The sequence below is a fragment of the Methylobacterium sp. 001424705 genome (genome assembly GCF_059816145.1).
This window is the reverse complement of the sequence record NZ_JCBANU010000013.1, coordinates 88615-114214: the sequence shown is the minus strand read 5'-3', so window position 1 is coordinate 114214 and position 25600 is coordinate 88615. Positions and strand designations below refer to the sequence as shown.

The 25600-nt window shown below is 69.8% G+C and carries 21 protein-coding genes, 1 tRNA gene and 1 other RNA gene; 12 read left to right on the top strand and 11 right to left on the bottom strand.

Going from position 1 to position 25600, the window contains the following annotated elements; translation table 11 throughout:
* Positions 1 to 26 precede the first annotated feature (26 nt).
* The 5 genes from sufB (at position 27) to AC6EUL_RS11965 (ending at position 5507) form a co-directional block, all read left to right on the top strand.
* Positions 27 to 1496 (top strand): Fe-S cluster assembly protein SufB, encoded by a 1470-nt coding sequence (gene sufB / locus AC6EUL_RS11985; RefSeq protein WP_056217733.1) that lies wholly within the window; start codon positions 27 to 29, stop codon positions 1494 to 1496.
* Positions 1497 to 1673: 177 nt separating this feature from the next.
* Positions 1674 to 2426 (top strand): Fe-S cluster assembly ATPase SufC, encoded by a 753-nt coding sequence (sufC, locus tag AC6EUL_RS11980; protein WP_056217730.1) that lies wholly within the window; start codon positions 1674 to 1676, stop codon positions 2424 to 2426.
* Between the two features lie 2 nt (positions 2427 to 2428).
* Complete coding sequence (gene sufD / locus AC6EUL_RS11975; protein ID WP_499870270.1) at positions 2429 to 3751, top strand: Fe-S cluster assembly protein SufD; 1323 nt, start codon at positions 2429 to 2431, stop codon at positions 3749 to 3751.
* A 72-nt stretch (positions 3752 to 3823) separates the two neighbouring features.
* Entirely contained in the window at positions 3824 to 5068 is a 1245-nt protein-coding gene (locus AC6EUL_RS11970) for a cysteine desulfurase (protein ID WP_056217723.1), read from the top strand.
* A 58-nt stretch (positions 5069 to 5126) separates the two neighbouring features.
* Positions 5127 to 5507 (top strand): SUF system Fe-S cluster assembly protein, encoded by a 381-nt coding sequence (locus AC6EUL_RS11965; protein ID WP_056217719.1) that lies wholly within the window; start codon positions 5127 to 5129, stop codon positions 5505 to 5507.
* A gap of 7 nt (positions 5508 to 5514) precedes the next feature.
* Here AC6EUL_RS11965 and AC6EUL_RS11960 read toward each other — a convergent pair whose 3' ends face one another.
* Entirely contained in the window at positions 5515 to 6045 is a 531-nt protein-coding gene (locus tag AC6EUL_RS11960; protein ID WP_499870267.1) for a Uma2 family endonuclease, read from the bottom strand.
* Positions 6046 to 6216: 171 nt separating this feature from the next.
* Here AC6EUL_RS11960 and AC6EUL_RS11955 point away from each other — a divergent pair, with 171 nt between their 5' ends.
* Entirely contained in the window at positions 6217 to 6594 is a 378-nt protein-coding gene (locus tag AC6EUL_RS11955) for a HesB/IscA family protein (RefSeq protein ID WP_056217716.1), read from the top strand.
* 21 nt (positions 6595 to 6615) lie between these two features.
* On the opposite strand, the gene AC6EUL_RS11950 is transcribed toward AC6EUL_RS11955, so the two are convergent.
* Together AC6EUL_RS11950 and AC6EUL_RS11945 are read right to left on the bottom strand one after the other, a co-directional pair.
* Positions 6616 to 7686, bottom strand: coding sequence for a GGDEF domain-containing protein (locus AC6EUL_RS11950; RefSeq protein WP_499870264.1), 1071 nt, complete (start codon positions 7684 to 7686; stop codon positions 6616 to 6618).
* A 129-nt stretch (positions 7687 to 7815) separates the two neighbouring features.
* On the bottom strand, positions 7816 to 9495 hold the full coding sequence (locus AC6EUL_RS11945) for a DEAD/DEAH box helicase (protein WP_499870262.1): 1680 nt from the start codon (positions 9493 to 9495) through the stop codon (positions 7816 to 7818).
* A 276-nt stretch (positions 9496 to 9771) separates the two neighbouring features.
* Here AC6EUL_RS11945 and AC6EUL_RS11940 point away from each other — a divergent pair, with 276 nt between their 5' ends.
* Positions 9772 to 10503, top strand: coding sequence for an aspartate/glutamate racemase family protein (locus AC6EUL_RS11940; RefSeq protein ID WP_499870260.1), 732 nt, complete (start codon positions 9772 to 9774; stop codon positions 10501 to 10503).
* 582 nt (positions 10504 to 11085) lie between these two features.
* A complete protein-coding gene (locus AC6EUL_RS11935) occupies positions 11086 to 11952 on the top strand; it encodes an outer membrane protein (protein WP_499870258.1) in 867 nt (288 codons plus the stop codon).
* A 182-nt stretch (positions 11953 to 12134) separates the two neighbouring features.
* Here the strand turns inward: AC6EUL_RS11935 and parE are convergent, their stop codons facing one another.
* The 6 genes from parE to AC6EUL_RS11905 all read right to left on the bottom strand — a co-directional run bounded on the left by parE (position 12135) and on the right by AC6EUL_RS11905 (position 22277).
* A complete protein-coding gene (gene parE, locus AC6EUL_RS11930; protein WP_056272126.1) occupies positions 12135 to 14180 on the bottom strand; it encodes a DNA topoisomerase IV subunit B in 2046 nt (681 codons plus the stop codon).
* Between the two features lie 265 nt (positions 14181 to 14445).
* A complete protein-coding gene (locus AC6EUL_RS11925; protein WP_499870256.1) occupies positions 14446 to 16428 on the bottom strand; it encodes a PhoX family protein in 1983 nt (660 codons plus the stop codon).
* Positions 16429 to 16529: 101 nt separating this feature from the next.
* Entirely contained in the window at positions 16530 to 19304 is a 2775-nt protein-coding gene (topA, locus tag AC6EUL_RS11920) for a type I DNA topoisomerase (protein ID WP_499870254.1), read from the bottom strand.
* A 159-nt stretch (positions 19305 to 19463) separates the two neighbouring features.
* On the bottom strand, positions 19464 to 21368 hold the full coding sequence (locus AC6EUL_RS11915) for an AI-2E family transporter (protein ID WP_056272117.1): 1905 nt from the start codon (positions 21366 to 21368) through the stop codon (positions 19464 to 19466).
* An 86-nt stretch (positions 21369 to 21454) separates the two neighbouring features.
* Positions 21455 to 21838, bottom strand: coding sequence for a response regulator (locus AC6EUL_RS11910; RefSeq protein ID WP_055955569.1), 384 nt, complete (start codon positions 21836 to 21838; stop codon positions 21455 to 21457).
* Between the two features lie 211 nt (positions 21839 to 22049).
* A complete protein-coding gene (locus AC6EUL_RS11905; RefSeq protein ID WP_056382219.1) occupies positions 22050 to 22277 on the bottom strand; it encodes a hypothetical protein in 228 nt (75 codons plus the stop codon).
* 483 nt (positions 22278 to 22760) lie between these two features.
* On the opposite strand from AC6EUL_RS11905, the gene AC6EUL_RS11900 reads away from it, so the two are divergent.
* The 3 genes from AC6EUL_RS11900 (at position 22761) to ssrA (ending at position 23672) form a co-directional block, all read left to right on the top strand.
* A complete protein-coding gene (locus AC6EUL_RS11900; protein WP_056219697.1) occupies positions 22761 to 22952 on the top strand; it encodes a hypothetical protein in 192 nt (63 codons plus the stop codon).
* Positions 22933 to 23301 (top strand): hypothetical protein, encoded by a 369-nt coding sequence (locus tag AC6EUL_RS11895; protein ID WP_499870252.1) that lies wholly within the window; start codon positions 22933 to 22935, stop codon positions 23299 to 23301. Before AC6EUL_RS11900 ends, AC6EUL_RS11895 begins: the two co-directional genes overlap by 20 nt.
* A gap of 5 nt (positions 23302 to 23306) precedes the next feature.
* Positions 23307 to 23672, top strand: a transfer-messenger RNA (tmRNA) gene (gene ssrA, locus AC6EUL_RS11890).
* A 200-nt stretch (positions 23673 to 23872) separates the two neighbouring features.
* On the opposite strand, the gene AC6EUL_RS11885 is transcribed toward ssrA, so the two are convergent.
* Positions 23873 to 24547, bottom strand: a complete 675-nt coding sequence (locus AC6EUL_RS11885; protein WP_056272107.1) for a hypothetical protein — start codon at positions 24545 to 24547, stop codon at positions 23873 to 23875.
* Between the two features lie 46 nt (positions 24548 to 24593).
* The gene (locus AC6EUL_RS11880; protein ID WP_056219689.1) at positions 24594 to 24980 is read right to left on the bottom strand and encodes a hypothetical protein; all 387 of its coding nucleotides are present in this window, start codon (positions 24978 to 24980) and stop codon (positions 24594 to 24596) included.
* A 460-nt stretch (positions 24981 to 25440) separates the two neighbouring features.
* On the opposite strand from AC6EUL_RS11880, the gene AC6EUL_RS11875 reads away from it, so the two are divergent.
* Positions 25441 to 25517, top strand: a tRNA-Arg gene (locus AC6EUL_RS11875).
* The last annotated feature ends 83 nt before the right edge of the window (positions 25518 to 25600 follow it).

The following is a 25600-nucleotide window of genomic DNA, read 5'->3' as shown; positions in this document are numbered from 1 at the left end:
ACGCCGGGCATGTCAGGAGACGCATAATGCCTGCAGTGCAGGAAACCATCGACCGGGTCCGCTCGATCGACCTCGACCAGTACAAGTACGGGTTCGAGACCACGATCGAGATGGAGAAGTCCGCCAAGGGCATCTCCGAGGACGTGATCCGCTTCATCTCGGCCAAGAAGGACGAGCCCGCGTGGATGCTGGACTGGCGCCTCGACGCCTACAAGCGCTGGCAGACCATGCAGGAGCCTGATTGGGCCCGGGTGTCCTATGACAAGGTGGACTACAAGGACATCTACTACTACGCGGCGCCCAAGCGCCCGGCGGCGATGTCGCTCGACGAGATCGACCCGGAGATCCTGAAGACCTACGAGAAGCTGGGCATCCCGCTGCGCGAGGTCGAGGTGCTGGAGGGCATCGCCCCCGAGCGCCGGGTCGCGGTCGACGCCGTGTTCGATTCGGTCTCGGTGGCCACCACCTTCAAGGCCGAGCTGTCCAAGGCCGGTGTGATCTTCATGCCGATCTCGGAGGCGATCCGCGAGTACCCGGACCTGGTGCGCAAGTATCTCGGCTCGGTCGTGCCCGTGACCGACAACTTCTTCGCGACCCTGAACTCGGCGGTCTTCTCCGACGGCTCGTTCGTCTACATCCCGCCGGGCGTGCGCTGCCCGATGGAGCTGTCGACCTATTTCCGCATCAACGAGCGCGATACCGGCCAGTTCGAGCGCACGCTGATCATCGCCGACAAGGGCTCCTACGTCTCGTACCTGGAGGGCTGCACCGCCCCGAAGCGCGACGACAACCAGCTCCACGCCGCCGTGGTCGAGCTCGTCGCCCTCGATGATGCCGAGATCAAGTACTCGACCGTCCAGAACTGGTACCCGGGCGACAACGAGGGCAAGGGTGGCATCTACAACTTCGTCACCAAGCGCGGCGATTGCCGCGGCGCCAACTCGAAGATCTCCTGGACGCAGGTCGAGACCGGCTCGGCGATCACCTGGAAGTACCCGTCCTGCATCCTGCGCGGCGACAATTCCCGCGGCGAGTTCTACTCGATCGCGGTGTCGAACGGCATGCAGCAGGTCGATTCCGGCACCAAGATGATCCATCTGGGCAAGAACACCACCAGCCGGATCATCTCGAAGGGCATCTCGGCCGGGCGTTCGCAGAACACCTATCGGGGCCTCGTCTCGGCGCACCGCAAGGCGACGGGCGCGCGCAACTTCACCAACTGCGACTCGCTCCTGATCGGCGACCAGTGCGGCGCGCACACCGTGCCGTACATCGAGTCGAAGAATTCCTCCGCGCAGTTCGAGCACGAGGCCACCACCTCGAAGATCTCGGAAGACCAGATGTTCTACTGCCAGCAGCGCGGCCTCTCCAACGAGGAGGCAACCGCGCTCATCGTCAACGGCTTCGTCCGCGACGTGCTGCAGCAGTTGCCGATGGAGTTCGCCGTCGAGGCCCAGAAGCTGATCTCGATCAGCCTCGAAGGCTCGGTGGGCTGAGGACAAGGGACGCCGCAAGCCGTCGCGACGCGGCGCCGGCGCTCTGGTTCCCCATGGGGGGACCGGAACGCCCGGCGCCCTGCCGTCCGGGCCGGCAGCCGCACATCAGAGCTTTCCGACGCCAGGGACCGTTTCGGTTCCGCGCCGGGTATTCAACCTAGAACGGACTATGCTGCAATGATCGAAATCAAGAACCTCGTGGTCGCCATCGAGGACAAGCAGATCCTCAACGGCCTCAACCTCACCGTGAACGACGGCGAGGTCGCCGCCATCATGGGCCCGAACGGCTCGGGCAAGTCGACCCTGTCCTACGTCATCGCGGGCAAGGAAGATTATGAAGTCCTCGACGGCGAGATCCTGCTCGACGGCGTCAACATCCTCGAGATGAGCCCCGACGAGCGCGCCGCCTCGGGCGTGTTCCTGGCCTTCCAGTACCCGCTGGAGATCCCGGGCGTCGGCACCATGACCTTCCTCAAGGCGACCCTGAACGCCCAGCGCCGGGCGCGGGGCGAGGGCGAGCTCTCGACCCCCGACTTCATCCGCCGGGTGAACGGGGCGGCCGAGAAGCTCGAGATCAACAAGGACATGCTCAAGCGCGCCCTCAACGTCGGGTTCTCCGGCGGCGAGAAGAAGCGCATGGAGATCCTGCAGATGGCGCTCCTGGAGCCGAAGTTCTGCGTCCTCGACGAGACCGATTCCGGACTGGACATCGATGCGCTCCGCATCGTCTCCGAGGGCGTCAACGCGCTGCGCGCCCAGGGTCGCTCGTTCCTCGTCATCACCCATTACCAGCGCCTGCTCGACTACATCGTGCCGGACGTGGTCCACGTCATGTCGCAGGGCCAGATCGTGAAGTCGGGCGACAAGGACCTCGCCAAGGCCCTCGAAGCCTCCGGCTACGCCGAGTACCGCACGGGCGAGGCCGCCTGACCATGGCCGACATCACCCCCCTCCGCACCGCGGCCGAGACCGGGCTGTCCAAGCTCTTCGAAGCCACCAGGATGAAGTACCCGACGGGCGTCTCGATCGCCCGCGAGGAGGCGTTCCGCTACTTCGAGGCGGTGGGCCTGCCGACCCGCCGGGTCGAGGCCTTCAAGTACACCGACCTGCGCTCGGCCTTTCGCGATGCCGCGCACCCGGCGGAGATGCCGGCGGCCGAGGTCGCTGCGCGCGCCGTCGCCGATGCGAAGGGCTTCGCCGGGATCGAGGCGGTGCGCCTCACCTTCGTCAACGGCCACCTGATCGCGGATCTGTCCGACCTCGGCCGCATCCCGGCCGGCATCACGGTCACGCCGCTGACCCAGGCGCTCACCGACGGGCACGCCCTCCTCGAGAAGCTGGCGCCGGTGCGCCAGGCGTCCGAGAATCCGATCTATCAGCTCAACACGGCCTTCCTGGCCGATGGCGTGCTGATCGCCGTGGAGCCCGGCGCCAAGGTCGAGACCCCGCTGCACCTGCGCTTCATCGCCACCGGATCGGAGACGTTCTCGACCGCCACCCGCGCGCTCGTGGTGCTGGGGGAGGGTGCGGAGGCGCTGGTCCTGGAGAGCCATGAGGGGCCGGACGGCGTCGCCTACCAGCCCAACGACGCCCTCGACGTGACGGTGGCCGACAACGCCACCTTCCGGCACGCCCGCCTGAACGCGGAAGGCCGCGAGGCCGTGGCCCTGTCGACCTTGTCGGTCAAGCTCGGCGCCGCGTCGGCGGTCGAGACCGTCAACGTGGTCGTCGGCGGCGTACTCTCGCGTCACCAGGTCTACCTGAACTTCGCCGGAGCCGACGGCCGCGCGGTGGTGAACGGGGCGGCCATGCTCAACGGCCGGCAGCTCGCCGACACCACCTTCCTGGCCGATCATGCCGCCACCGGCGGCGTGAGCCGCGAGCTGTTCAAGACCGTGGTGGATGATGCGGCCACGGGCGTGTTCCAAGGCAAGATCATCGTCCAGCAGGCGGCTCAGCAGACCGACGGCAAGATGATGTCGGCCTGCCTCATCCTGTCCGACGAGGGGCAGATGATGAACAAGCCCGAGCTGGAGATCTTCGCCGACGACGTCGCCTGCGGCCACGGCGCCACCTGCGGCGCCCTCGACGAGGACCTGCTGTTCTACCTGATGCAGCGCGGGCTTCCGAAGGCCCAGGCCGAGAGCCTGCTGGTCCAGGCCTTCCTGGGCGCAGCCATCGAGTCGGTCAGCCACGACGGCGCCCGCGAGGCGCTGATCGGCACCATCGAGGCGTGGCTCGCGGCGCGGGGCTGATCACACCCCGCCGACGGCCCTCTCCCGCGACGGGGGAGGGCCGCGCGCGTCCGACACCACACAGGTCCACCCATGAACGCACCCGTCCCGAACATTCCCTACGACGTCGAAGCGATCCGGGCCCAGTTCCCGATACTCGGCGAGAAGGTCTATGGCCGGCCGCTGGTCTATCTCGACAATGCGGCCTCCGCGCAGAAGCCGCGCGCGGTCATCGACGCGATGGTGGCCTGCATGGAGACGGGGTACGCCAACGTCCATCGCGGGCTGCACTTCATGGCGAACGCTGCCACGGAGGGCTTCGAGGGCGCGCGCGAGACCACCCGGCAGTTCCTGAACGCCGACTCCACCGACGAGATCATCTTCACCCGCAACGCCACCGAGGCCTACAACCTCGTGGCCTCGTCGATGGGTCTGCTCGGCCAGATCGGGGAGGGCGACGAGATCATCCTGTCGATCATGGAGCACCACTCCAACATCGTGCCCTGGCACTTCCTGCGCGAACGGCGTGGCGCGGTGATCAAGTGGGCCCCGGTGGACGACGCGGGCAACTTCCTCGTCGAGGAGTACGAAAAACTCTTCACGCCACGCACCCGGATGGTGGCGATCACCCACATGTCGAACGTCCTCGGCACGGTGACGCCGGCGGCCGAGATCGTGCGCATCGCCCATGCGCACGGCGTTCCCGTACTCCTCGACGGGGCCCAGAGCGCGGTGCACACGCCGATCGACGTGAAGGCGCTGGATTGCGACTTCTTCGTCTTCACCGGCCACAAGGTCTACGGTCCCACCGGCATCGGCGTCCTCTACGGCAAGAAGGAATGGCTGGAGCGGCTTCCCCCCTACCAGGGCGGCGGCGAGATGATCCGGACGGTGAGCCAGGACAGCATCACCTACAACGATCCGCCCCACCGCTTCGAAGCAGGCACGCCCGCCATCATCGAGGCGGTCGGCCTCGGGGCCGCGCTGGAATTCATGATGGGCGTCGGGCGCGACCGGATCGCCGCCCACGAGGCGTCCCTGCTCGCCTACGCGCAGGAGCGCCTGGGCGCCATGAATTCCCTGCGGATGATCGGCACGGCGAAGGGCAAGGGCGGCGTCATCGCCTTCGAGATGAAGGGCGCGCACGCCCACGACATCGCCACCGTGATCGACCGCTACGGCGTCGCGATCCGGGCGGGGACGCATTGCGCGATGCCGCTGCTCACCCGCTTCGGCGCCACCTCCAGCTGCCGCGCCTCCTTCGGCCTGTATAACACCACGCAGGAGGTGGACGCCCTGGCCGAGGCGCTGGCCAAGGCCGAGATGATGTTCGCCTGAACGATTTTCGAGCGGGGCCCGGCCACTCCGCGCCATCGCGAGACCAGGACAGAGACCCATGAGCGATTCAGCCATCACCGGGGGGGCCAACACCCCCACCATCGCGAGCGACTCGGCGATCCCGCCCGAGGAGCTCGACCGCCTGACCGACGACATCGTGGTCGCCCTGAAGAGCGTCTACGATCCGGAGATCCCGGCCGACATCTACGAGCTCGGACTGATCTACAAGGTCGACATCGCCGACGACCGAAAGGTCGCCATCGATATGACCCTGACCGCGCCGGGCTGCCCCGTGGCCGGCGAGATGCCGGGCTGGGTCGAGACCGCCGTGGCCGCCGTGCCGGGGGTCCAGTCCTGCAGCGTCACGATGGTGTTCGATCCGCCGTGGGATCAGAGCCGGATGTCCGACGAGGCCCGCGTCGCGCTGGACATGTGGTAGCGGACCGTCAGGCGATGGGGGCCTCGCGCAGTCCGACGAAGGTCATGCCGTCGTAGATGTCGACCAACGACAGGGTCGCACCGATGGCGGGCAGATCGACCGCCGCGTCCATGGTCTCGAAAGCCTGCGTATCCCAGGTTTCTCCATCGCGCCGATAGAGCGTGGCGCTGGGCCAGCGTGTTTCCCCGAGCTGGATATAGGCGATCGTCGGATGTCGCTTGTATTCTTCCAGCTTCCGGAAGCGATCGAGGGTGCTCGTCGAGGGCGACAACACCTCCACGACGAGGCGCGGAGTCCGACTCTCGTAGCTGTCCAGGATCAGGGCTCCGCATTCCACGGTGACGTCCGGACGGCGCAGGGTCGCGATCCCGTTGCGCGCAGCTGGCCATGATGGGCGGCGATGATGTTGACGGTGCCCCGGTCCTGCCGGGCGCTGGCCCCCGTCATCATCTTCACAAGGGGGTACCGGCACGCCCTCGACGAGTTCGTGGAGACGATCCTGGCGCTGCTGGCAGGCGACAAACGCCTCGACGCTCATCGCGCGCCGCGCCCTTCGTGCCATGAAAGCCTCCATCGGCCGTCGCCGAGGATAACGCGGTTCAGGTCGGCTTCCGCCGGCCATGGACCGCAGGCTCCGCAATCCTTATCTTAACCGGGTTCAAGCACCCTCACCCGCCCGGGCCTTGAACCCGGCCGTCGGAGAGACATCATGGCATCGAAGTTCAAGGTCCTGTCGCTGACCGACGCGGCGGCAGCCCGCATCAAGGCGATCATCGCCGATGCGGACCAGCCCATCGCGGGCGTCCGGGTCGGCGTGAAGAACGGCGGCTGCGCCGGCATGTCCTACACGATGGAATATGCCGAGGGGCAGAAGCCCGGCGAGGACAAGGTCGAGGATCGCGGCGTCACCGTCTTCGTCGATCCGAAGGCGCTGCTGTTCCTGCTCGGGACGCAGATGGACTTCCAGACCAGCAAGCTCTCGTCCCAATTCGTGTTCAACAACCCGAACCAGACCTCGGCCTGCGGCTGCGGCGAGTCCGTGGCGATCACCCCGGTGAACCCCGAGGCGGTCCACGCCGGCGCCTGAGGCGCCGGGCCAGACGCAGGATCAGGCGACGCTCGACAGGTCCTCGACGCGCGACAGGTCCATGTCGGCGTCGTCGACCGTCCGGTTGCGGCCCTCGCGCTTGGCCCTGAACATGCACTGGTCGGCCCGCTCGAGCAGCGACACCGCGGTGTCGCCCGGGCGGTGCATCGCCACGCCGAGGGAGATCGTGATCTTGCCGAGCGACTCCCCGGTGGACCGCTTCACCAGTTCGCGCGCCATCACGCTGGTCCGCACCGTCTCGGCGAGGGCGTAGGCCGCTGCCCGGTTCGTGGCAGGCAGCAGCATGGCGAATTCCTCGCCGCCGAAGCGGGCGAGGACCGCGCGGGCCTTCACGGGCTCGCGCATCACCATGGCCACGAGGCGCAGCACCTGGTCGCCCGTGATGTGGCCGTAGACGTCGTTGAAGCGCTTGAACGAATCGACGTCGATGACGATCAGGCAGGCCGGGGCGGCCGGGGAGGCCCCCTGGACCAGCCGGCACAGGCTGTCCTCGAAGTGCTTGCGGTTCGACAGGCCGGTGAGCGGATCGGTGAGGCTCTCCAGGCGCGTCGCCTCCAGGGTCTCGCGCAGGGTCTCGATCTCGCGCCGGCTCTCGCGCATCCGCGCCTCCAGGGTGCGGTTGTTGGCCGTGACCTCCCGCGTCGTCGCCACGAGGGCGGCCACCACCTTGTGCACCCCGGCCGCCGTCGGGACCGTCCCGTCGAGGTCTCGCGCCAGGGTCCGCAACGACGCGTCGTACTGCGCCGTGGAGCCGAGGGAGAGGTCCAGCACCTCCATCACGCCCGCGATCTCCGACAGGACGCTGCTGCTCGCCCGCTCGGTGGCGGTCGAGAGGCGGGAGGGATCGAGATAGCTCTCGTAGAGGCCGTCGATGTCCGCGTGGCTCAGGCGCCCCGATGCGGCCGTGAGGCGCTTCACCGCGTCGTTCATCTGCGGCTGCGTGCCCGAGACGTAGGCGTACCAGACGGCGTAGGCGCGCGGTTCCGCCGACGGACCGTAATCGCGGATCAGCGCGTTGGCACGCTCGGCCAGCGCAAAGCTCCGTTCGCGGTCGCCCTGACTGCCGCCCATCGTTCGTCCAACCGTCCCATCCACCCGGCCCGATCCCGGAGCGGAGCGTTTCCGCAGGATCGCATCATGCGGACGCGATGGTGGAGATGCGGTTAAGGTTCGACAGGATGAACGACTGGCGGTGTCACGTTACTTCGAAGATTTGACCACGGCCGGACGCAGCAGAAAGGCCGGCACGTGCGAGCCGAGACCGACGGGTGTCTCGCCCTCGTCTTCGTCGCCGCGCCGCCGCGGCGAACGACGCTCGTCGCGGGACCGCTCGGACCGCTCGGCCGTGCGCTCGGGACGGGGCGCCCGCTGCGGGGCCGGGGCCGCGGGGGCGGCAAGGTCCTGCGCGACCTCCGCCTCCGGGGCCGCACGCTCGGACGAACCCCGGCGGGACGACCGCCCGCCCCGTCCGTCCCGGCGTCCCTCCCGCTTGGGGGCGCGCTCCTCGACGGACGCCTCGGGCCGATCGCCGGCCTCGGGCCTGGCATCGGATCGAGCGCTCTCGGCCCTCGGCTCCGAGCGGCCGGCCGATGCGGCGCGCCCCTCGGAATTTCGTGTCTCGGGATTCCGGGCCTCGGACTTGCGCCCTTCGGATCGGCGGGCCTCGCCGCCGCGGACCTGCCGGCCGGTCTTGCCGCGGTAGCGCGTGCGGGTCGCCTCGCCCTCCGCGGACGGGGCGGATTCAGGCACCGAGGCGAGGTCGCCCTCGGCCCAGGGGATCGGCTGGCCGATCAGCGCCTCGATGGCGTGGAGCGAGCGCTCGTCGGACCGGCTCACCAGGGTGAAGGCGTGCCCGGCGCGACCGGCGCGGCCGGTGCGGCCGATCCGGTGCACGTAGTCTTCCGGGTGATGCGGCACGTCGAAGTTGAAGACGTGGCTCACGGCCGGGATGTCGAGGCCGCGGGCCGCCACGTCGCTCGCCACCAGGAGCGGGACCTCGCCCGAGCGGAAGGCGTCGAGGGCGATGGTGCGGGCGCGCTGGTCCATGTCGCCGTGCAGGGCGGCCACGTTGAAGCCGTGGCTGGCAAGCGACTTCTGCAGCAGCGCCACGTCGCGCTTGCGGTTGCAGAAGATGATGCCGTTGTTCAGCTCGGCCTCGCCCCGGATGAGGCGGCGCAGGAGGTCGCGCTTCTCGTGCCCCTCGGAACTCGTGGCCACGAGCTTCTGCACGATGGTCGAGGCGGTGGAGGCGGGCCGGGCCACCTCGATCCGCTGCGGGGTGTGCAGGAACATGTCCGCCAGCCGCTCGATCTCCGGCGGCATGGTGGCGGAGAAGAACAGGGTCTGGCGCGTGAAGGGCACCATCTTCACGATGCGCTCGATGTCGGGAATGAACCCCATGTCGAGCATGCGGTCGGCCTCGTCGATGACGAGGAGCTCCACGCCGGTGAGCAGCAGCTTGCCGCGCTCGAAATGGTCGAGGAGCCGGCCCGGCGTCGCGATCAGCACATCGGTGCCGCGCATCAGCTTGGCGTCCTGCTCCGCGAAGGAGACGCCGCCGATGATGAGGGCGACGTTGAGCTTGTGGTTGATGCCGTAGCGGTCGAAATTCTCCACCACCTGGGCGGCGAGCTCGCGGGTGGGCTCCAGGATCAGGGTGCGCGGCATGCGCGCCCGGGCACGGCCGTTCTCCAGCAGGGTCAGCATCGGCAGCGTGAAGGCCGCCGTCTTGCCGGTGCCGGTCTGGGCGATGCCGAGGACGTCGCGGCGCGCGAGCACGTGGGGGATGGCCTGGGCCTGGATCGGCGTGGGCTCGGAATAACCGGCCGCCGTGACGGCCTGGAGGACTTTGTCGCTCAATCCGAGGTCGGCAAAAGACATATTCTATGAGAACCGTTGCGCGCGGGAATGGACCAACCGGCGCGGAGGACATCGACACGGCGACGGCTGGCATCAGGGGCGGCTTCGACACTCGACCCGCCGCGCACACGCGTTGCGGGGACACTTAGGGCCTTGCACGGCCTTGTCAATCGAGGGGAGCCCAAGCAGGACGGCTTATCCGCAGGCCCGTGGTCCGGCGTCCTCCCTGGCCGAGCTCTTGCTCGGGCCCTTGCTCAGGCCTGCACCATCCCCACCCTGGACGAGGTCCGGACCCCCTTGCGCATCCTCCTCATCAACCCGAACACCACCGCGTCGGTCACCGACCTCGTGGCCGGCCATGTCCGGGCGATCGCCGGGGCCAGCGTCACCCTGGTGCCCGCCACCGGGCGATTCGGGGCCCGCTACATCGCCAGCCGCGCGGCGGCGGCGATCGCCGGGCACGCCGCCCTCGACGCCTTCGCCGCGCACGGGGCCGGCTGCGATGCGGTCTACCTCGCCTGCTTCGGCGATCCTGGCCTCGCCGCCCTGCGCGAGGTCTCCCCGGTGCCCGTGGTCGGGATGGCGGAGGCCGCCTGCCGGGCCGCGCAGGCGGGCGGGCGGCGCTTCGCCATCGTCACGGGCGGCGTCCTGTGGGGACCGATGCTGACGGAGTTCGTGGCCGGCCTGGGCCTCGGCGAGCGCCTCACCGGCGTGCGCACCGTCGCGCCCACGGGGGGCGAGATCGCCGCCGACCCGGAGGCGGCCCTCGGCCTCCTGGCGGCGGCCTGCACCGCCTGCGTCCGGGAGGACGGCGCCGAGGCCGTGATCCTCGGCGGTGCGGCCCTGGGCGGCCTCGCCGCACGGATCCAACCCGCCGTCCCGGCGCCGGTGCTCTGCTCGGTGGAGGCCGGGACCCGCGCCGTCCTGGCCGCCGCGGCCGGGGCAAGGGCCGGGCGACAGGCCGAGGCTCCGCCCCTCGCGAGCCTCGGCCTGTCGCCGGCGCTCACGGCCCTGTTGGCGGGCGACTGACGGCCTCTCCGCCACGCGGCGATGATTCCTTGCAGGGCAGGGCGCAGGGAAAGCCCCTGCGTTGGTTCTGCAGGCCCATGTCGCTTGCGGCGCAAGGCATCCACGCCATGCGTCGGCTCGGCGGTTCGGGCGGGACAACGCGTCCCAGATCCTCGTGCACGAGAGCGACGGGCTAGGCTTGCGCACCGGTGTCCGCGCAGGGCTCGGCCCCACGGCGGCGGCCCCTCGCCCGAGAGGGGAGGATCTGACAGGCGAGAGTCCAATAGGCAGGGATCCGACAGGCAAGAAAACGCCGAGACACACCAGCGCTCGGCAGAATTCTGCCAGCCCCGCACATCTCAACAAAGTGTTCAGCCGCGCCTTGATTTCAACACGGCTTGCACAAACCGGAGATCACCTGTTTCTCGTGGATGTGCGTGATGGCACCCCCGCGCAAAGGTCAGGATGACCGATCGCTAACCTTTACCCTTCTTTGACATCTGGGGGCCTAATAGGTGGCCTTGTTGCAGGAAAGCGACAGACCTCGCGTCGGCCAGGGACTACAAGCGCGCCGGCTCTCGCCAACCAGGACCAGGTAAACCAATGAAAAGACTGCTTCTCGCCTCCACCGTGCTCGCCGGCCTGACTGCCGTCGCTTCGGCCGCCGACCTTCCGCGCCGCGCGGCTCCCCCGGTGTTCGTGCCGGTGCCGGTGTTCACCTGGACCGGCTTCTACGCCGGTTTCAACGCCGGTTACGGCTTCGACGCTTCCAGCAACAACCAGGCGACCGTCATCGGCGTGAACGGCGCCAGCACCCTGGTCCTGCCGGGCACCACCGCTGCCATCGCCTTCGGCAACGGCCGCAGCAACGATGGCTTCGTCGGCGGCGGTCAGATCGGCTACAACTACCAGTTCACCCCGGGTTCGGGCGTGGTCGTCGGTATCGAGGCCGATGCCCAGTACGTCGACTTCGGTCGTGAGCGGAACCGCTTCTCGGCCACCGGCCCGCTGGCCGCCCAGCAGGTCTTCAACCCGGCCGGCGTCTCGGGCCTCGACTACTTCGGCACCGTCCGCGGTCGCCTCGGCTACGCCTTCGACCGCACCCTCGTGTACGGCACCGGCGGCTTCGCCTACGGTTCGGGCGGCGGTCGCGACTTCGGTCTGACCAACTCCAGCCGTGACGACTTCCAGACCGGCTGGGCTGCCGGCGGCGGTATCGAGTACGCGCTTCCCACCGACTCGTTCCTGAACTTCTTCAAGTCCTCGGCCGTGACGCTGAAGGTCGAAGGTCTGTACGTGAACCTCGACCAGGGCAACCGCAACAACGGCGCCTTCGCGGTCAACAACGTCGGCACCGTCATCACCACCACCAGCCCGGGCGTCGTGCTCGTCAGCGGCGGCCGCCAGGTGCGCGACACCGAGTTCGCCGTCGTCCGCGCCGGCCTGAACTACAAGTTCGGCTCCTACTAGGATCTGAACTCACGGCCTCCCGCGCGGTCGATCCGATCGCGCGGGCCCCGGCCAACAAGAAAGCCCGGCCTCGCGGCCGGGCTTTCTTGCGTCTGGGCTCCTCTTCAAGACGGGCGTCCGTTCGGGGCCCGTCGATCGTCGCCCGCGCGTCCGGTCTTCCGAAGGCGCGGGCGATCGCCGTCTCAGATGTCGAGCTCGGCCCCGTCGGCGAAGGCGGCACGCTCGGAGATGAAGGTGAAGCGCGCCTCGGGCTTATTGCCCATCAGGCGCTCCACCGCGTCCCCGGTGGAGTCGCGGGCCTCGTCCAGCACCTCCACCCGCAGGAGCGTGCGCTTCTTCGGGTCCATGGTGGTCTCCTTCAACTGGGCCGGCATCATCTCGCCGAGGCCCTTGAAGCGGCCGATCTCGACCTTGCCGTTCTTGAACACCGTCTTGATCAGTTGCGCCTTGTGGTCGTCGTCGCGAGCGTAGGCCGTCTTGGCGCCCTGGCTGATCCGGTAGAGCGGCGGGATCGCCAGGTAGAGGTGCCCGCGGTCGATGAGCTTGGGCATCTGCCGGTAGAAGAACGTGATCAGCAGCGAGGCGATGTGGGCGCCGTCGACGTCGGCGTCCGTCATGATGATCACCTTCTCGTAGCGAAGGTCCTCCGAGCGGTAGCCCGTGCCGGTGCCGCAGCCGAGGGCCTGGGTCAGGTCCGAGATCAGCTGGTTGGCGCCGAGCTTGTCCCGGCTGGCCGAGGCGACGTTGAGGATCTTGCCGCGCAAGGGGAGAATCGCCTGGGTGGCGCGGTCGCGCGCCTGCTTGGCCGAGCCGCCGGCCGAGTCACCCTCGACGATGAAGATCTCCGAGCCGGCCATGCCGGCCTTGGAGCAGTCGGCGAGCTTGCCCGGCAGGCGCAGCTTGCGGGTGGCGGACTTGCGCGCGACCTCCTTCTCCTGGCGCCGGCGCAGGCGCTCCTCGGCCCGGTCGATCACCCAGTCGAGGAGCTTGTTGGCCTGGGCCGGGGAGGCGGCGAGCCAGTGGTCGAACGCGTCGCGGATCGCGGTCTCAACGATGCGCGAGGCCTCGACGGTGGCGAGCTTGTCCTTGGTCTGGCCCTGGAACTCGGGCTCGCGGATGAAGACCGAGAGCATCGAGGCGCAGGTCGCCATGACGTCGTCGGTGGTCACCGCCGTCATGCGCTTGGCCTGGCCGACGCGCTCGGCATGCTCGCGCAGGGCCCGCAGCAGGGCGACGCGCAGGCCGCTCTCGTGGGTGCCGCCCTCCGCCGTCGGGATGGTGTTGCAGTAGGAGGCCGAGACGCCGTCGTCGGTCACCATCCAGGCGACGGCCCATTCGAGGGAGCCGTGCCCGCCCGGCTTGGTGATCTTGCCGGAAAAGATCGCGTCGGTGACGAGTTCCTTGCCCTCGAGATCGCGGGCGAGATAGTCGCGCAGGCCCCCGGGGAAGCGGTGCACGGTCTCGGCCGGCACGTCGTCCAGGCCCTCGAGGAGGGCGGGGGCGCAGCGCCAGCGGATCTCGACGCCGCCGAACAGGTAGGCCTTGGAGCGGGCCATCTTGAACAGGCGGCGGGGATCGAACTTCAGCGCCCCGAAGATCTCGGCATCGGGGTGGAAGCGCACGCGGGTGCCGCGCCGGTTCTGCACCCGGCCGACGGTTTCCAAGGGACCCTGGACATGCCCCCGCGAAAAGGTCTGGCGGTAGAGGGTCTGGCTGCGGGCGACCTCGACCTCGAGCTCGTCCGAGAGGGCGTTGACCACCGAGATGCCGACGCCGTGCAGGCCTCCGGACGTCTCGTAGACCTTCGAGTCGAACTTACCGCCCGCGTGCAGGATGGTCATGATGACCTCGAGCGCGGACTTGTTCGGGTATTTCGGGTGCGGGTCGACGGGGATGCCGCGGCCGTTGTCGGTGACGACGAGGTGGCCGCTCTCCTCCAGCTCCACCTCGATGAAGCTGGCATGGCCCGCCACCGCCTCGTCCATGGAATTGTCGATCACCTCGGCGAAGAGGTGGTGCAGGGCGCGCTCGTCGGTGCCGCCGATATACATGCCGGGGCGGCGGCGCACCGGCTCCAGCCCCTCCAGCACCTCGATGGTGGAGGCGTCGTAACCGGCCTCCGCCGAGACGGGGGGAAGCGGCGCCACAGCGTCGAGCTTGCGGCGCTCGGCGGTCTTCGGCAGGGGCGCCTTGCCGCCGGCGAAGAGATCGCGTGCGGGGTCGCTCACCGGAGCGCCTCGCGCGGGTGAGGGGGCAGCCGCGGGCTTCGCGGGCCGGATCGCAGAGGGAGACCGTGCAGCATTCGCCTTCATCCTCTCACCATACCGGAACAAACCGGAAACAGAAAGGGGTTCCCGCTCCGAGAGGCGGGAGCCGGAAGCCCCCGCCGCACAGGGCGTACCACCCCATGACATGGTATGGGGGTGGTTAAGAAGGCCTGACGGTGGCGTGATCCGTGGATCGTCGCGCCGGGCGCCGCGCCCGTGGGCCGCCTCAGGTCCCGACGCGGCCGCCCCCGCGGCGGGTGATCGTCAGCACGGCGGGGCGGGGCGGCATCGCCGGGTCGAAGTCCGGCCAGCGGGTGGCGGGCGCCTCGAAGGTGGCGGGCACCGCCTTCGGGTCCTCCTCGTCGGCCTCGCCGGGATGCTGGACGGCCACGAAGAAGGTGGTGTCGTCGGGGGTGAAATAGGGGCCGCACATCTCGGCGCCGTGGGGCACGCGGAAGAAGTGCTTGCCCGTGCCGCGGCCCGCCCCTTCGGTCTCCACCGCCCAGATGCCGTCGTTGCGGCCGGTGCGCGATGGGGCATTGCCGTCCGTGGCGACCCAGAGCCGGCCGAGGCCGTCGACCGAGCAATTGTCCGGCATCCCGAACCAGCCGTTCGTCGTGGTGGCCGACGAGAAGGTGGCGCCGACCTGGGCGATGCTCGGGTCGCCGCAGCGGACCAGGATCTCCCAGGTGAATCCGGTGGCGGCATGGTCGCCGTCGTCGGGGGTGAGCTCGACGATATGGCCGAACCGATTGTCGGCCCGCGGGTTGGCGGCGTCGACCTGATCGGCCTTGCGCTTCCCGTTGTTGGTCAGCATCACGTAGACCTTGCCGGTCTTCGGGTTGGCCTCGACGTCTTCGGGCCGGTCCATCTTGGTGGCCCCGAGCCAGTCGGCGGCGAGCCGGGCGCCGATCACCACGTCGGCCTGGGATGCAAAGCCGTTCTCGGGCGTCAGCGGACCCTGCCCGAAGACCAGCGGCATCCAGGTGCCGCGCCCGTCGGCGTCGAAGCGGGCGACATGCAGGGTGCCGGAATCGAGGAGGTCGCGGTCGCCGCTGTCGGCCCGGCCCAGGGTGACGAACTTGTAGACGTAGTCGAAACGCTCGTCGTCGCCCTGGTAGATCACGTACTGCCCGGCCTTCGCGACGATGCCGGCCGCGCCCTCGTGCTTGAAGCGCCCCAGGGCCGTGCGCTTCTTGGGGACGCTCGTCGGGTCGAAGGGGTCGATCTCCACCACCCAGCCGAAGCGGTTCGGCTCGTTGGGCTCGCGGCCGAGGTCGAAGCGCGGGTGGAAGCGGCCCCAGGCATAGGCGTTGGCCGGCAGGTTGAAGCGCTTATGGTTGGCGGCCTCCGGCGAGTCCTTCGGCAGGGCGCCGGAGAAGTAGTAGTTGATGTTCTCCTCGCAGGTCAGCCACGTGCCCCAGGGGGTCGTGCCGCCGGCGCAGTTGTTGATCATCCCGAGGGCCGACCGGCCGCTGGGATCGGCGCCGGTCCGCACCCGGTCGGTGCCGGCGGCCGGGCCGGTCAGCGCCATCGGCGTCGTGGCGGTGATGCGGCGGGCGTATTTGGAATCCGGCACCACCGTCCAGCGGCCGTCCCGGCGCCGGATCTCGAGAACCGAGCCGCCATGGGCCGCCATCTCGATGTCGACGAGCGCCCGCGTCATGCCCTGGAAGTCCACCGCCTTGCCGTCCTGGCGCCCGAGGCCGGGGAACATGAGTTCCTCGTTGGTGTATTCGTGGTTGACGACGAGGAGGCCGTGCGCCGCCGGGTCGGCCGCCCCCGGCATGGGGAAGTAGCCGACGAAGTCGTTGTTGTAGCCGAACTGCTGGGCCTGTGCCGCCGCGGACTGATTGCGCGGGTCGAAGGCGGGCGCGCCGGGCAGCACCGGGTCGCCCCAGCGGATCAGGATCTCGGCATCGTGCCCTGCGGCGACGTGGTGGTGCGCGTCCGAGCCGGCCTCGATCTCCGCGAACGGGAATCGGGAGTCGCTGGCCGGCGACGCCGGACCCACCGCCCCGCCGGCGGCCAGGGCGCGGGGCGTCACCACCGCCGCGATGGCGCCGACCCCGAGGAGACCGCGCAGGAGGTCGCGCCGATCGAAGCGCGCCGCCACCACGTCGCCGAAGGTCGGGTTGGCGCTGCCGTTCGACCCGCGATCCTCGGCGGCCTCGGCGGCCTGCGAGCGGTTCTGGTTCGATGCGGTCATGGCGTGGCGGGTCCGGTGCGGGGCGCGGGCTGACGACCGTCCCCGCTACCCCGCCCGCATGGCACCGGTGTGACAGCGGCCGGTGCCCCGGCCACCGATCCTTAAGCCTTCCGGCGTGCCGCGGCGGCGGGCTTCTCGGCCGCAGCCTTGGTGCCCTTCGCCGGTTTCTTGGCGGCCGTCGCCTTCGCGGCGGGCTTGGCCGAGGCCTCGTCCCCGTCCGCTGCAGCCGTCTTCCCGGCGGCCTTCGCCGCAGGGGCCTTCTTGACCGCCGCCTTCTTCGCCGGGGCCTTGGCGCCCGCCGCCTTGCGGGCCGGAGCCTTCTTCTTGCCCCCGCCCGCGGCTTCCCGGGCGGCGATCAGCTCCAGGGCCTGGGGCAGGTCGACCGCCTCGGCCGCCATGGTCTTGGGCAGCGTCGCGTTGGTGGTGCCGTCGGTGACGTAGGGGCCGTACTTGCCCGACTTCACCACGATGGGCTTGCCCGTCTCCGGGTGCTCGCCGAGGGGCCGGCCCGGATCGGCCGCCGGCCCGCGCCGGCCGCCGCCCTGCTCCTTGGCGACGATGAGGTCGATGGCCCGGTTGGCGCCGATCTCCAGCACGTCGTCGTCGCGCCCGAGATTCGCGTACATCTTGCCGTGCTGCACGTACGGCCCGAAGCGCCCGAGATTGGCCAGGATCGGCTCGCCGGTCTCGGGGTGGCGGGCCACCTCGCGCGGCAGGGCGAGCAGCTTCAGGGCCATCTCCAGGTCGACCGAGGACGGGCTGGTGCCCTTCGGGATCGAGGAGCGCTTGGGCTTGGGCGCCTCCTTCTCGGCCGCGGCCTCGCCGAGCTGGACGAAGGGACCGAAGCGGCCGTCGCGCACCGTCACGGGCAGGCCGGAGGCGGGATCGTTGCCGAGCACCCGCGTGCCGGGCTGACCGCCGTTCTCCGACGAGCCCTCGCCGTCGCCCTCGACGCCCGAGGCGGCGAGCTGGCGCGTGTACTTGCACTCCGGATAGTTCGAGCAGCCCACGAAGGCGCCGAACTTGCCGAGCTTCAGGGAGAGCTGGCCGGAGCCGCAGGTGGGGCAGGTGCGCGGGTTCGAGCCGTCGGCCTTCTCGGGGAAGATGTGGGCGCCGAGCAGGTCGTTGAGCGCGTCGAGCACCTCCGCGACGCGCAGCTCCTTGGTGCCGGCGATCGCGGCGGAGAAGTCGCGCCAGAAGTCGCGCAGCACCTCGCGCCAGTCGATCTCGGCGTTCGAGACCCGGTCGAGCTGCGTCTCGAGATCGGCGGTGAAGTCGTACTCGACGTAGCGCTTGAAGAAGCTCTCGAGGAAGCCGGTGACGAGGCGGCCCTTGTCCTCGGCCACGAGGCGCTTCTTGTCGATCCGCACGTATTCGCGGTCGCGCAGGGTCTGCAGCACGGCGGCGTAGGTGGAGGGCCGGCCGATGCCGAGCTCCTCCATGCGCTTGACGAGGCTGGCCTCGGAATAGCGCGGCGGCGGCTCGGTGAAGTGCTGGGTCGAGGCGATGCGCTCGCGCTTGAGCGGGTCGCCCGCCTTCATGGGCGGCAGGCGCCGGCCGTCCTCGTCCTCCTCGTCGTCCTTGCCCTCCTGGTAGAGGGTGAGGAAGCCGTCGAACTTCACCACCTGGCCGGTGGCGCGCAGCTCCAGCGTGCGCGGCCCGACCTGGGCGACGACGTCCACCGTCGTGCGCTCCAGTTCGGCCGATTCCATCTGGCTCGCCACCGTGCGGGTCCAGATCAGCTCGTAGAGCTTGGCCTGCTCGGCATCGACGGTGCGGGCCACCGCCTTGGGCAGACGGCCCATGTCGGTGGGGCGCACGGCCTCGTGCGCCTCCTGGGCGTTCTTGGCCTTGACGCTGTATTTGCGCGGCGCACCCGGCAGGTAGCGCTCGCCGTATTCCTGGGCGACGACCCGGCGCACGTCGGCGATGGCTTCGGGCGCCATGTCGACGCCGTCGGTCCGCATGTAGGTGATGAGGCCCACCGTCTCGCCGTCGATCTCCACACCCTCGTAGAGCTTCTGGGCGGCGCGCATGGTCTGGGCCGGCGCCATCCCGAGCTTGCGGGAGGCCTCCTGCTGCAGGGTCGAAGTGGTGAAGGGCGGGGCGGGGTGGCGCTTGGCGGGCTTGGCCTCGACGCTGCCGACCGAGAAGGTGCCGAGTTCGAGATCGCGCTTGAAGGCCGCCGCCTCCTCGCCGGTGCCGACGTCCAGGCGCTGGATGCGCTTGCCGTCCGCGCCGGTGAGGCGGGCCTCGAAGCTGGCGCCGGTCTCCGTCACCAGGGTCGCCACCAGGGACCAGTATTCCCGCGGCTTGAAGACCTCGATCTCGCGCTCGCGCTCGCAGACGAGGCGCAGCGCCACCGACTGCACGCGCCCGGCCGAGCGGGCGCCGGGCAGCTTGCGCCACAGCACCGGCGAGAGGTTGAAGCCCACGAGGTAGTCGAGCGCCCGGCGGGCCAGGTAGGCGTCGACCAGCGCCTGGTCGATCTGCCGGGGCTGGCGCATGGCGGTCTCCACCGCCGTCTTGGTGATGGCGTTGAAGGTCACGCGCTCCACCGGCATGCCCTTGAGGGCGCGGCGGGCGGTGAGCGCCTCGACCACGTGCCAGGAGATCGCCTCGCCCTCGCGATCCGGGTCGGTGGCGAGAATCAGGCCGTCGGCGCCCTTCAGCGCCTTGACGATGTCAGAGACGCGCTTCGATCCGCGATCGTCGAGCTCCCACAGCATGTGGAAGTCCGCCTCCGGATCGACGGAGCCGTCCTTGGCCGGAAGGTCTCGGATATGGCCGAACGAGGCGAGAACCTCGTAGTCGCGGCCGAGATACTTGTTGATCGTCTTGGCCTTGGCCGGCGACTCGACGACGACGACTTTCATGTGCTGGTACTAGCCTCTCGTCAGGGCCTGACCCGCAGCAACGTCCATGCGCAGATTGTGCGGGGGGCGTCGCCACCCGTCCGGAGAGGGGGTCGGCGCGGGGGAGAAGTGGGTCAAGCCCAGGGGGATGTCAAATGGCCCCCCTGGCCCGGCCCGGCCTCACCCCCGTTTGGCGAAGGTCAGGGCGGCGTCGAGCGCCCCGTTCAGGGTGGTCACCAGCACGTCGGCGGAGAGGGTGCGGCGCAGCCGGTCGAGGGAGGCCGGATCCCGCTCGCGCCAGAAGCCGACGAGGACCCGGACGCCGGGAATCGCCCGCCGCGCCTGGCGGACGTTCAGCCGGATCTGCGACAGGCTGACGGGCTCCAGGTAGGAGAAGCAGACCAGGGCGATCCCCGAGAGATCGTCCGGCGTTTCGCCCCGGCGAAGCTCCGCCATCGACATCACCTGTGCGCCGAGGCCGTGCCGGCCGAGGATCTGCCCCAGCATCGCGGTGGCCGCCTCGTCGAAGGGGCCACGGCTCGACACGCAGAGCACGGGCCGGGCCGCCCGCCAGCGGGCCGGGAGGTCCTCCGGGCGCAGCACCACGGCGGCGACCTGCCGGTCGGGCCCGATGGCGGCGATGGCCGCCGAGGTCTCGGAATTGCCGGCCGAGGCGGAGGAACCGATCGTCCGGCCCGCCGGCACGGTCCCGAGGCGGGCGACCACGGCCCGGAGCGCGGTGCCGACCTCGTCCTGGCGGGTCCGGTCGAGGGTGCCGCGGGAGAGGTCCTCCTGCGCCATCAGCAGGCCGGCCAGCACCACCTCGTCGTAATAGGTGACGAGGGCGCGGGCCTTGAGGAACATCCGGCCCTGGTCGATCGCCTCCTCGGGGTCGCCCGCCAGCATGCGCTGGTAGAAGATCTCCGGCGGCGACAGGGCGGGGCGGTCGCCCAGGATGACGTCGAGGTACCAGAGCCGCTCGATGTGGCGCCCCAGCACCACGAGGCAGACGGTGATGGGGGTCGCCAGCACGAGGCCGATCGGTCCCCACAGGAAGGCCCAGAGGGTGGCGGCCAGGATCACCGCGATGGGCGAGAGCCCGGTGGAATGGCCGTAGAGCAGGGGCTCGACCACGTGGCCGGCGATGGGCTCCACCACCACGAACAGGATCGCGGTGGCGATGACCATGCTCCAGCCCGGATCGACGGCGGCGGCCACGATGAGGGGCAGGAGGGCGCTGATCGCCGCGCCGATATAGGGCACGAAGCGCATGATCGCGGCCAGCACCCCGAACAGGATCGGGTTCGGCACGCCGATCCACCACAGGCCGAGGCCGATCACGAGGCCGAAGGCGATGTTGAGGACGAGCTGGGCCAGGAAGAACCGGCTGAGGCGGGCCACCGCGTCGTCGATGGCCGCCGTGGTCCGGCGCAGGTCCCCCGAGCCCGCCAGCCGGATCGCGCGGTTCCGCAGATCCTCTCGCTGCAGCAGGATGAAGATCGTGAAGATCAGGATCAGGCCCGTGGTGGCGAGGGGATGCAGGATCGGGCCGGCGACGGCGCCGAGGGTTCCGAGCAGCCCGGCCTTGGCCGAGGCGATCTGGACGTGGAGGGGATGGGCGAGGCTGCCTGCGCTGCCCTCGGGCGGGGTCGCGTTCGGGTCCGGCTGCAGCTCGGCGCTGAGATCCTGCACCATGTCGACCATGCGCGAGAGGGTGCCGCTGCCGGCGGTCGCCTCCTTCAGGGAGGCGATCTTCTCGCGCATCGTCACCTGGTAGCGGGGCAGGTCGGAGGCGAGCTGCGCCGTCTCGTTGGCGATCAGGAGGGCGACCCCGAGGAGCGCCCCGAAGGCGGTGAGCACCACGACCAGGACGGCGAGCGCCCGCGGGACCCGGATGCGGCGCAGGAGGCGCACGCCGGGCACCAGGACGAAGCTGAGCAGGATCGCCAGGGTCACCGGCACGAAGACGTCGCGGCCGAGATACAGGGCCGCCGCGATGGTGATCACGAGGAGGCAGGAGGCCAGGGTCGTGAAGACCGGCATCGCCTGCCGCAGGAGGCGGGCGGTGATGGGATCGTCGCTCATGGATGGATCGGTCTCGTTGGGGTGAGCGACGCGGCAGCCGATGCGACGGCATCGGGCGCGCGGGGCGCGCGGCCGGGCGGGCCGCCTCAGGCGATGGCGGGCGCCTGCGGACCGACGGCGGCGTTGATCTGGGTCAGCAGCTTGGAGAAGTCCACCGGCTTCGGGTGGTAGTCGTTGCAGCCGGCCTGGATCGCCTTGTCGCGATCGCCCGACATGGCGTGGGCGGTCAGGGCGATGATCGGGATGCCCTTGGTGTCGCTGCCGGATTTCAGCACGCGGGCGGCCGACCAGCCGTCCAGGATCGGCAGGTTCATGTCGAGGAGGATGACGTCCGGCTGCCCGGTGCGGGCCTGCTGAACGCCGGATTCGCCGTCATGGGCGAGGATCACGTCGTAGCCGCGCCGCTTCAGCCGGCGGGACAGGAAGTCCCAGATCTCCTCGTGATCTTCCACCAGAAGAATTTTCGCCATCGCCCCAATATCCTTCGATCGTCTTCGGCCCCGATACCGCCGGATCTGTCGTAACCCCGGACGGTCCGCACGGGACCCAGCCCCCGATACACGAGCCCCCCGAGCAAGACACGTGCGCGGGCCGAGCGGTGAACGCGCGATCGGCCGGAACGGTCCATGGCATCCCACGCGATCCAGCGACACAGGCGCCGTGCTGTGACGGGCTTGCCCCTCAGGGGGCGCGCGGCGCCGGCGCCGGAGGATCGAGGCTCGTCCGGGGACGGTCGTCGCTGTAGCGCCCCTGGCTCCCCGGGAGGAGCCCGGTGTTCTGCATCCAGATCATCAGCATCACGGCCGCCAGCAGCGTCGCGAAGGAGGTGAGGCGACCGATGTGGCGCCGCCGGACCACCATCAGGACGACGGTCGCCAGGAGCAGGAGGGACAGGAGGAGGAGCAGCATGCGGCCTTCCCGGACGGGCCGTCCGGCCGGAGACGGTTCCGGCACGGACCGCGGAGCCAACGGGATCGATGCCGCCGCCGTTCCACGGGCCGGGTCCCCGGGAAGCAGGGGCGGCCATGGCGGGCCCCGGGGATCCGCGACGGGATCGTCGAGGCGGCGAACGGTGCCATCTGCGGCTCGGATCCAGGCGGGCCGGTTCGACAGGACCTCGCCGATGACGCAGCGGTCGACCGACCTCGCCGCCGACCCTGATCGCGACAAGACCTTCCGTGACAAGACGGAGGGCGGCGTGACGGTGGTTTTCCACTCTACCTGAGCCGCGACCGTCAAGACCGGGCAGGATCGCCGAAGTCAGAGCCCGCGCCGCGCGCGGGATTTCGACGCGCGGCCGGACAATAGCCATGGAGATCAGCCAAGGATATCTCGGCTCTCTTTCTCCGATGTGCATTGCGGGTCGCCCCCGGCATCCGCTAAAGCCGGACAATGTCAGACTTGGAATCCCTCCTCGACCGCCTCAAGGACGCTCAGAGGACCCTCATCACCGAAGCCGCGAAGATCGAGATGCTGCCGCCCGACAGCGTCCTGCGCCGCGTGGCCGACCTCGAGAACACGATCGCGGCCGTGGAGGCCCTGATCGAGGAGCAGGCGCATCGCCGTGGCCGCGCCACGGGGTAAGGCTCCGCCACGAACAGGAACGGCACCGCCCCTCGTGACGCCGGACGGACGCTACCTCGTGGTGCGCGGCCGGCTCTGGCGCCGGACCCGTCCCGACCTCGGCCCCGCCGCGCGCGACGCCCTCGTCGCCGCGCTGATGGATGCGCGCCGGGCCGTGAAGGCCGGCAAGGCGGCCGGGAATCCGGACGCGGTCGCGCAGGCCCGCCGGGCCGTCGACGCGGCCAAGCGCGGCCTCGGGGAGCGCGGCCCCGTCTGGTGGGACGACGGCGCGCCCGACCTCAACCGGCACATGGCCCACACCACCCCCTACGCCGATTGGTTCGCTCGGGAGACGGGTGCGGCGGGATAGCGCGCCGACTGGACCCGCGCGGCGATTTCGCCTATATCGGACCTGCGGTTGATGACCGGTTCGTAATAACGTTTCAGGACCCGGAGGGCAGTACTCCGGCGCCTCCACCACAAGCCCATCCACGTCGGCGGGTGGTCTTCTGATGGGGGCGAAATAGGATCGACTGGGCGGTAAAGGGATCGCGAGTTCGCTCTCACTTCGGTGCGGGACGATGCGGCTGTCGGTAAGGACTCGACCGGTTCGACGCAGGCAACCCCTGTTTCGAGCATTTGGCCAAAACTCTAAATGCCAACGATAACGTTGTCATGGATGCCCGCCTCGCGGCGTAAGCATCTTGCGGTAGGGTAACCGTCGAAACAGAACCCGGAGCTTCGGCTCCGGGACCCACCCTTTCCTGATCATCCCAGACCGTCGCGAGACCGTGGCCCGCGTACACGCGGAGAAGCCCAACGCGACCGCGCCTCGACGACTCCCCCAGTCCACGCACGAAAAACCCCGGGGCCGAGGGCCGCCGGGGTGTCCGCCGTTGCGAGGGCCGCCCCCCACGCGGAGGGCGGCCGTAGGGCGTCGATCAGACCGGCGTGGTCGGGTAGGCGCGCACGCGGTTGCGGCCCTCGACGGTTCCGCCCAGGGCGTTGCCCGGGATGGCGTTCGGCGAGGTGGCGGCGGCGGCCTGCGGGGCGGTCCAGCCCTCGGCCCGCCAGTTCTGGGCGCGCTCGTCGACGTCGATCGAACCGTGCTCCTCCAGGATGTCCATCACCCGGGCCGCCTGGGACTGGTCGGCCCGGACCGTCACCAGGGTGCCGCCGCGGCGCACGCCCTCGCTGTAGGTATGGGCGTCGGTCTCGCTGAGGCCCGCGCCGGTCAGGCCGCCGGCGAGGCCGCCCGCTGCCGCGCCGATGCCCGCGCCCGTCAGCGTGGCCACGAGCCAGCCCGCCGCCACGACCGGGCCGACGCCCGGGATCGCCAGCAGGCCGAGGCCGGTCAGCAGACCAGCGGCGCCGCCCAGGACCGTCCCGACGGTGGCGCCCGCTCCGGCGCCGCTGGACGCCTTCTCCGGGGTGTCACCGTGGACGGGGGCGTCCACGTCGGAGGCGGAGCGCACGCGCCCGGCATGCCGGTCCCCCTCGTTGCTGCTCACGATGCTGATGTCGGCATGCGCCACGCCGGCGGCCTCGAGCTTGGAGACGGCCGTGCTGGCAGCGTCGTAATCGTCGTACAGGGCGGTGATGGTCTGATGAGCCATGGGAAACTCCTGTGTGCGGGCGAGGGGAGGGGTGGGCGGTGGCGGCCTACTGGGCCGCGACGTTGCCCTTGAAGTCGACGCCGACCTTGACCGGCTTGCCGTCGAGCACCGCTTCGCCGCGCCAGATGCCCTTGTCGTCCTTGGTCAGACCCTTGACGTCCTTGTAGCCGGCCTCGGTGAGGCGGTGGTGCGTCTGGGCCTCGGTGAAGCTGTTGGCGCCTTCCTCGAGCTTGGCGTTCGAGGCCGCCTTGGCGGTGGCCGGCTTGGTGGCGTCCGGCTTGTCGGTGTTGGGCCGGGTCACGGCCTCCTGGCCGCCGGAGGTGGCACTCGACTTGGCGTCCGGGGCCGGGGTGCCGGTGACGGTGGTCTGGGCGGAGGCCGAACCCGCACCGAGGATCGTCAGAAGGGCGAGGGTGGTCAGGGACCGTTTCACGGCATTCTCCTTGGATAAGTCTAGGACGGGCAAGAGACCCTCTCAATTCCCGAGGACCGCAAAGCGTTCCAAGATGGAAACCGGCAATCCCGGTTCAAACGGCCAAGCCGAAGCGTTGTCATAAATGTTCCACCTTGCCCTGACAGTGATGACGGGATGAAACGACAAGATCACGAGCCGACAAAAAACCAATTTTGATCGACGCATACGCTGCATCCCGGCATCAGATCTGCCCTTCACCGCGAAAGAACACCTTCCGACCGAGACGAGCCTGCGTTCGAAGAACGAGATAGGGGATCGCCCGCCGGGAGGCCGGACGTCGTGCCCGCGCGCGCCCTCCCCGAACGGACGGCGAAGCGTACCGCCGCGAAAAATCTGTCCGGCCAGGGTTGCCAGCGCAAAAAGGAGCCTCTAAACACCCGCTCACACCGGGGGCGGCACCAACCCCCACCGGTCGCAGGCGCCCGTAGCTCAGCTGGATAGAGCACCAGACTACGAATCTGGGGGTCAGAGGTTCGAATCCTTTCGGGCGCGCCATTTCTTTCCGAAGCCTTTGCTGGGAAAGACAAATTCTCCACCTGACAGCGTGATGCGGATGCCGGCGGGACTCCGTCGCGCCG

What these genes read in the sequence shown, in the direction of transcription:
- sufB (WP_056217733.1), top strand. Translation starts at nt 27, where the DNA reads ATGCCTGCAGTGCAGGAAACCATCGACCGGGTCCGCTCGATCGACCTC.
- sufC (WP_056217730.1), top strand. Translation starts at nt 1,674, where the DNA reads ATGATCGAAATCAAGAACCTCGTGGTCGCCATCGAGGACAAGCAGATC.
- sufD (WP_499870270.1), top strand. Translation starts at nt 2,429, where the DNA reads ATGGCCGACATCACCCCCCTCCGCACCGCGGCCGAGACCGGGCTGTCC.
- AC6EUL_RS11970 (WP_056217723.1), top strand. Translation starts at nt 3,824, where the DNA reads ATGAACGCACCCGTCCCGAACATTCCCTACGACGTCGAAGCGATCCGG.
- AC6EUL_RS11965 (WP_056217719.1), top strand. Translation starts at nt 5,127, where the DNA reads ATGAGCGATTCAGCCATCACCGGGGGGGCCAACACCCCCACCATCGCG.
- AC6EUL_RS11960 (WP_499870267.1), bottom strand. Translation starts at nt 6,045, where the DNA reads ATGAGCGTCGAGGCGTTTGTCGCCTGCCAGCAGCGCCAGGATCGTCTC.
- AC6EUL_RS11955 (WP_056217716.1), top strand. Translation starts at nt 6,217, where the DNA reads ATGGCATCGAAGTTCAAGGTCCTGTCGCTGACCGACGCGGCGGCAGCC.
- AC6EUL_RS11950 (WP_499870264.1), bottom strand. Translation starts at nt 7,686, where the DNA reads ATGGGCGGCAGTCAGGGCGACCGCGAACGGAGCTTTGCGCTGGCCGAG.
- AC6EUL_RS11945 (WP_499870262.1), bottom strand. Translation starts at nt 9,495, where the DNA reads ATGTCTTTTGCCGACCTCGGATTGAGCGACAAAGTCCTCCAGGCCGTC.
- AC6EUL_RS11935 (WP_499870258.1), top strand. Translation starts at nt 11,086, where the DNA reads ATGAAAAGACTGCTTCTCGCCTCCACCGTGCTCGCCGGCCTGACTGCC.
- AC6EUL_RS11925 (WP_499870256.1), bottom strand. Translation starts at nt 16,428, where the DNA reads ATGACCGCATCGAACCAGAACCGCTCGCAGGCCGCCGAGGCCGCCGAG.
- topA (WP_499870254.1), bottom strand. Translation starts at nt 19,304, where the DNA reads ATGAAAGTCGTCGTCGTCGAGTCGCCGGCCAAGGCCAAGACGATCAAC.
- AC6EUL_RS11915 (WP_056272117.1), bottom strand. Translation starts at nt 21,368, where the DNA reads ATGAGCGACGATCCCATCACCGCCCGCCTCCTGCGGCAGGCGATGCCG.
- AC6EUL_RS11910 (WP_055955569.1), bottom strand. Translation starts at nt 21,838, where the DNA reads ATGGCGAAAATTCTTCTGGTGGAAGATCACGAGGAGATCTGGGACTTC.
- AC6EUL_RS11905 (WP_056382219.1), bottom strand. Translation starts at nt 22,277, where the DNA reads ATGCTGCTCCTCCTCCTGTCCCTCCTGCTCCTGGCGACCGTCGTCCTG.
- AC6EUL_RS11900 (WP_056219697.1), top strand. Translation starts at nt 22,761, where the DNA reads ATGTCAGACTTGGAATCCCTCCTCGACCGCCTCAAGGACGCTCAGAGG.
- AC6EUL_RS11885 (WP_056272107.1), bottom strand. Translation starts at nt 24,547, where the DNA reads ATGGCTCATCAGACCATCACCGCCCTGTACGACGATTACGACGCTGCC.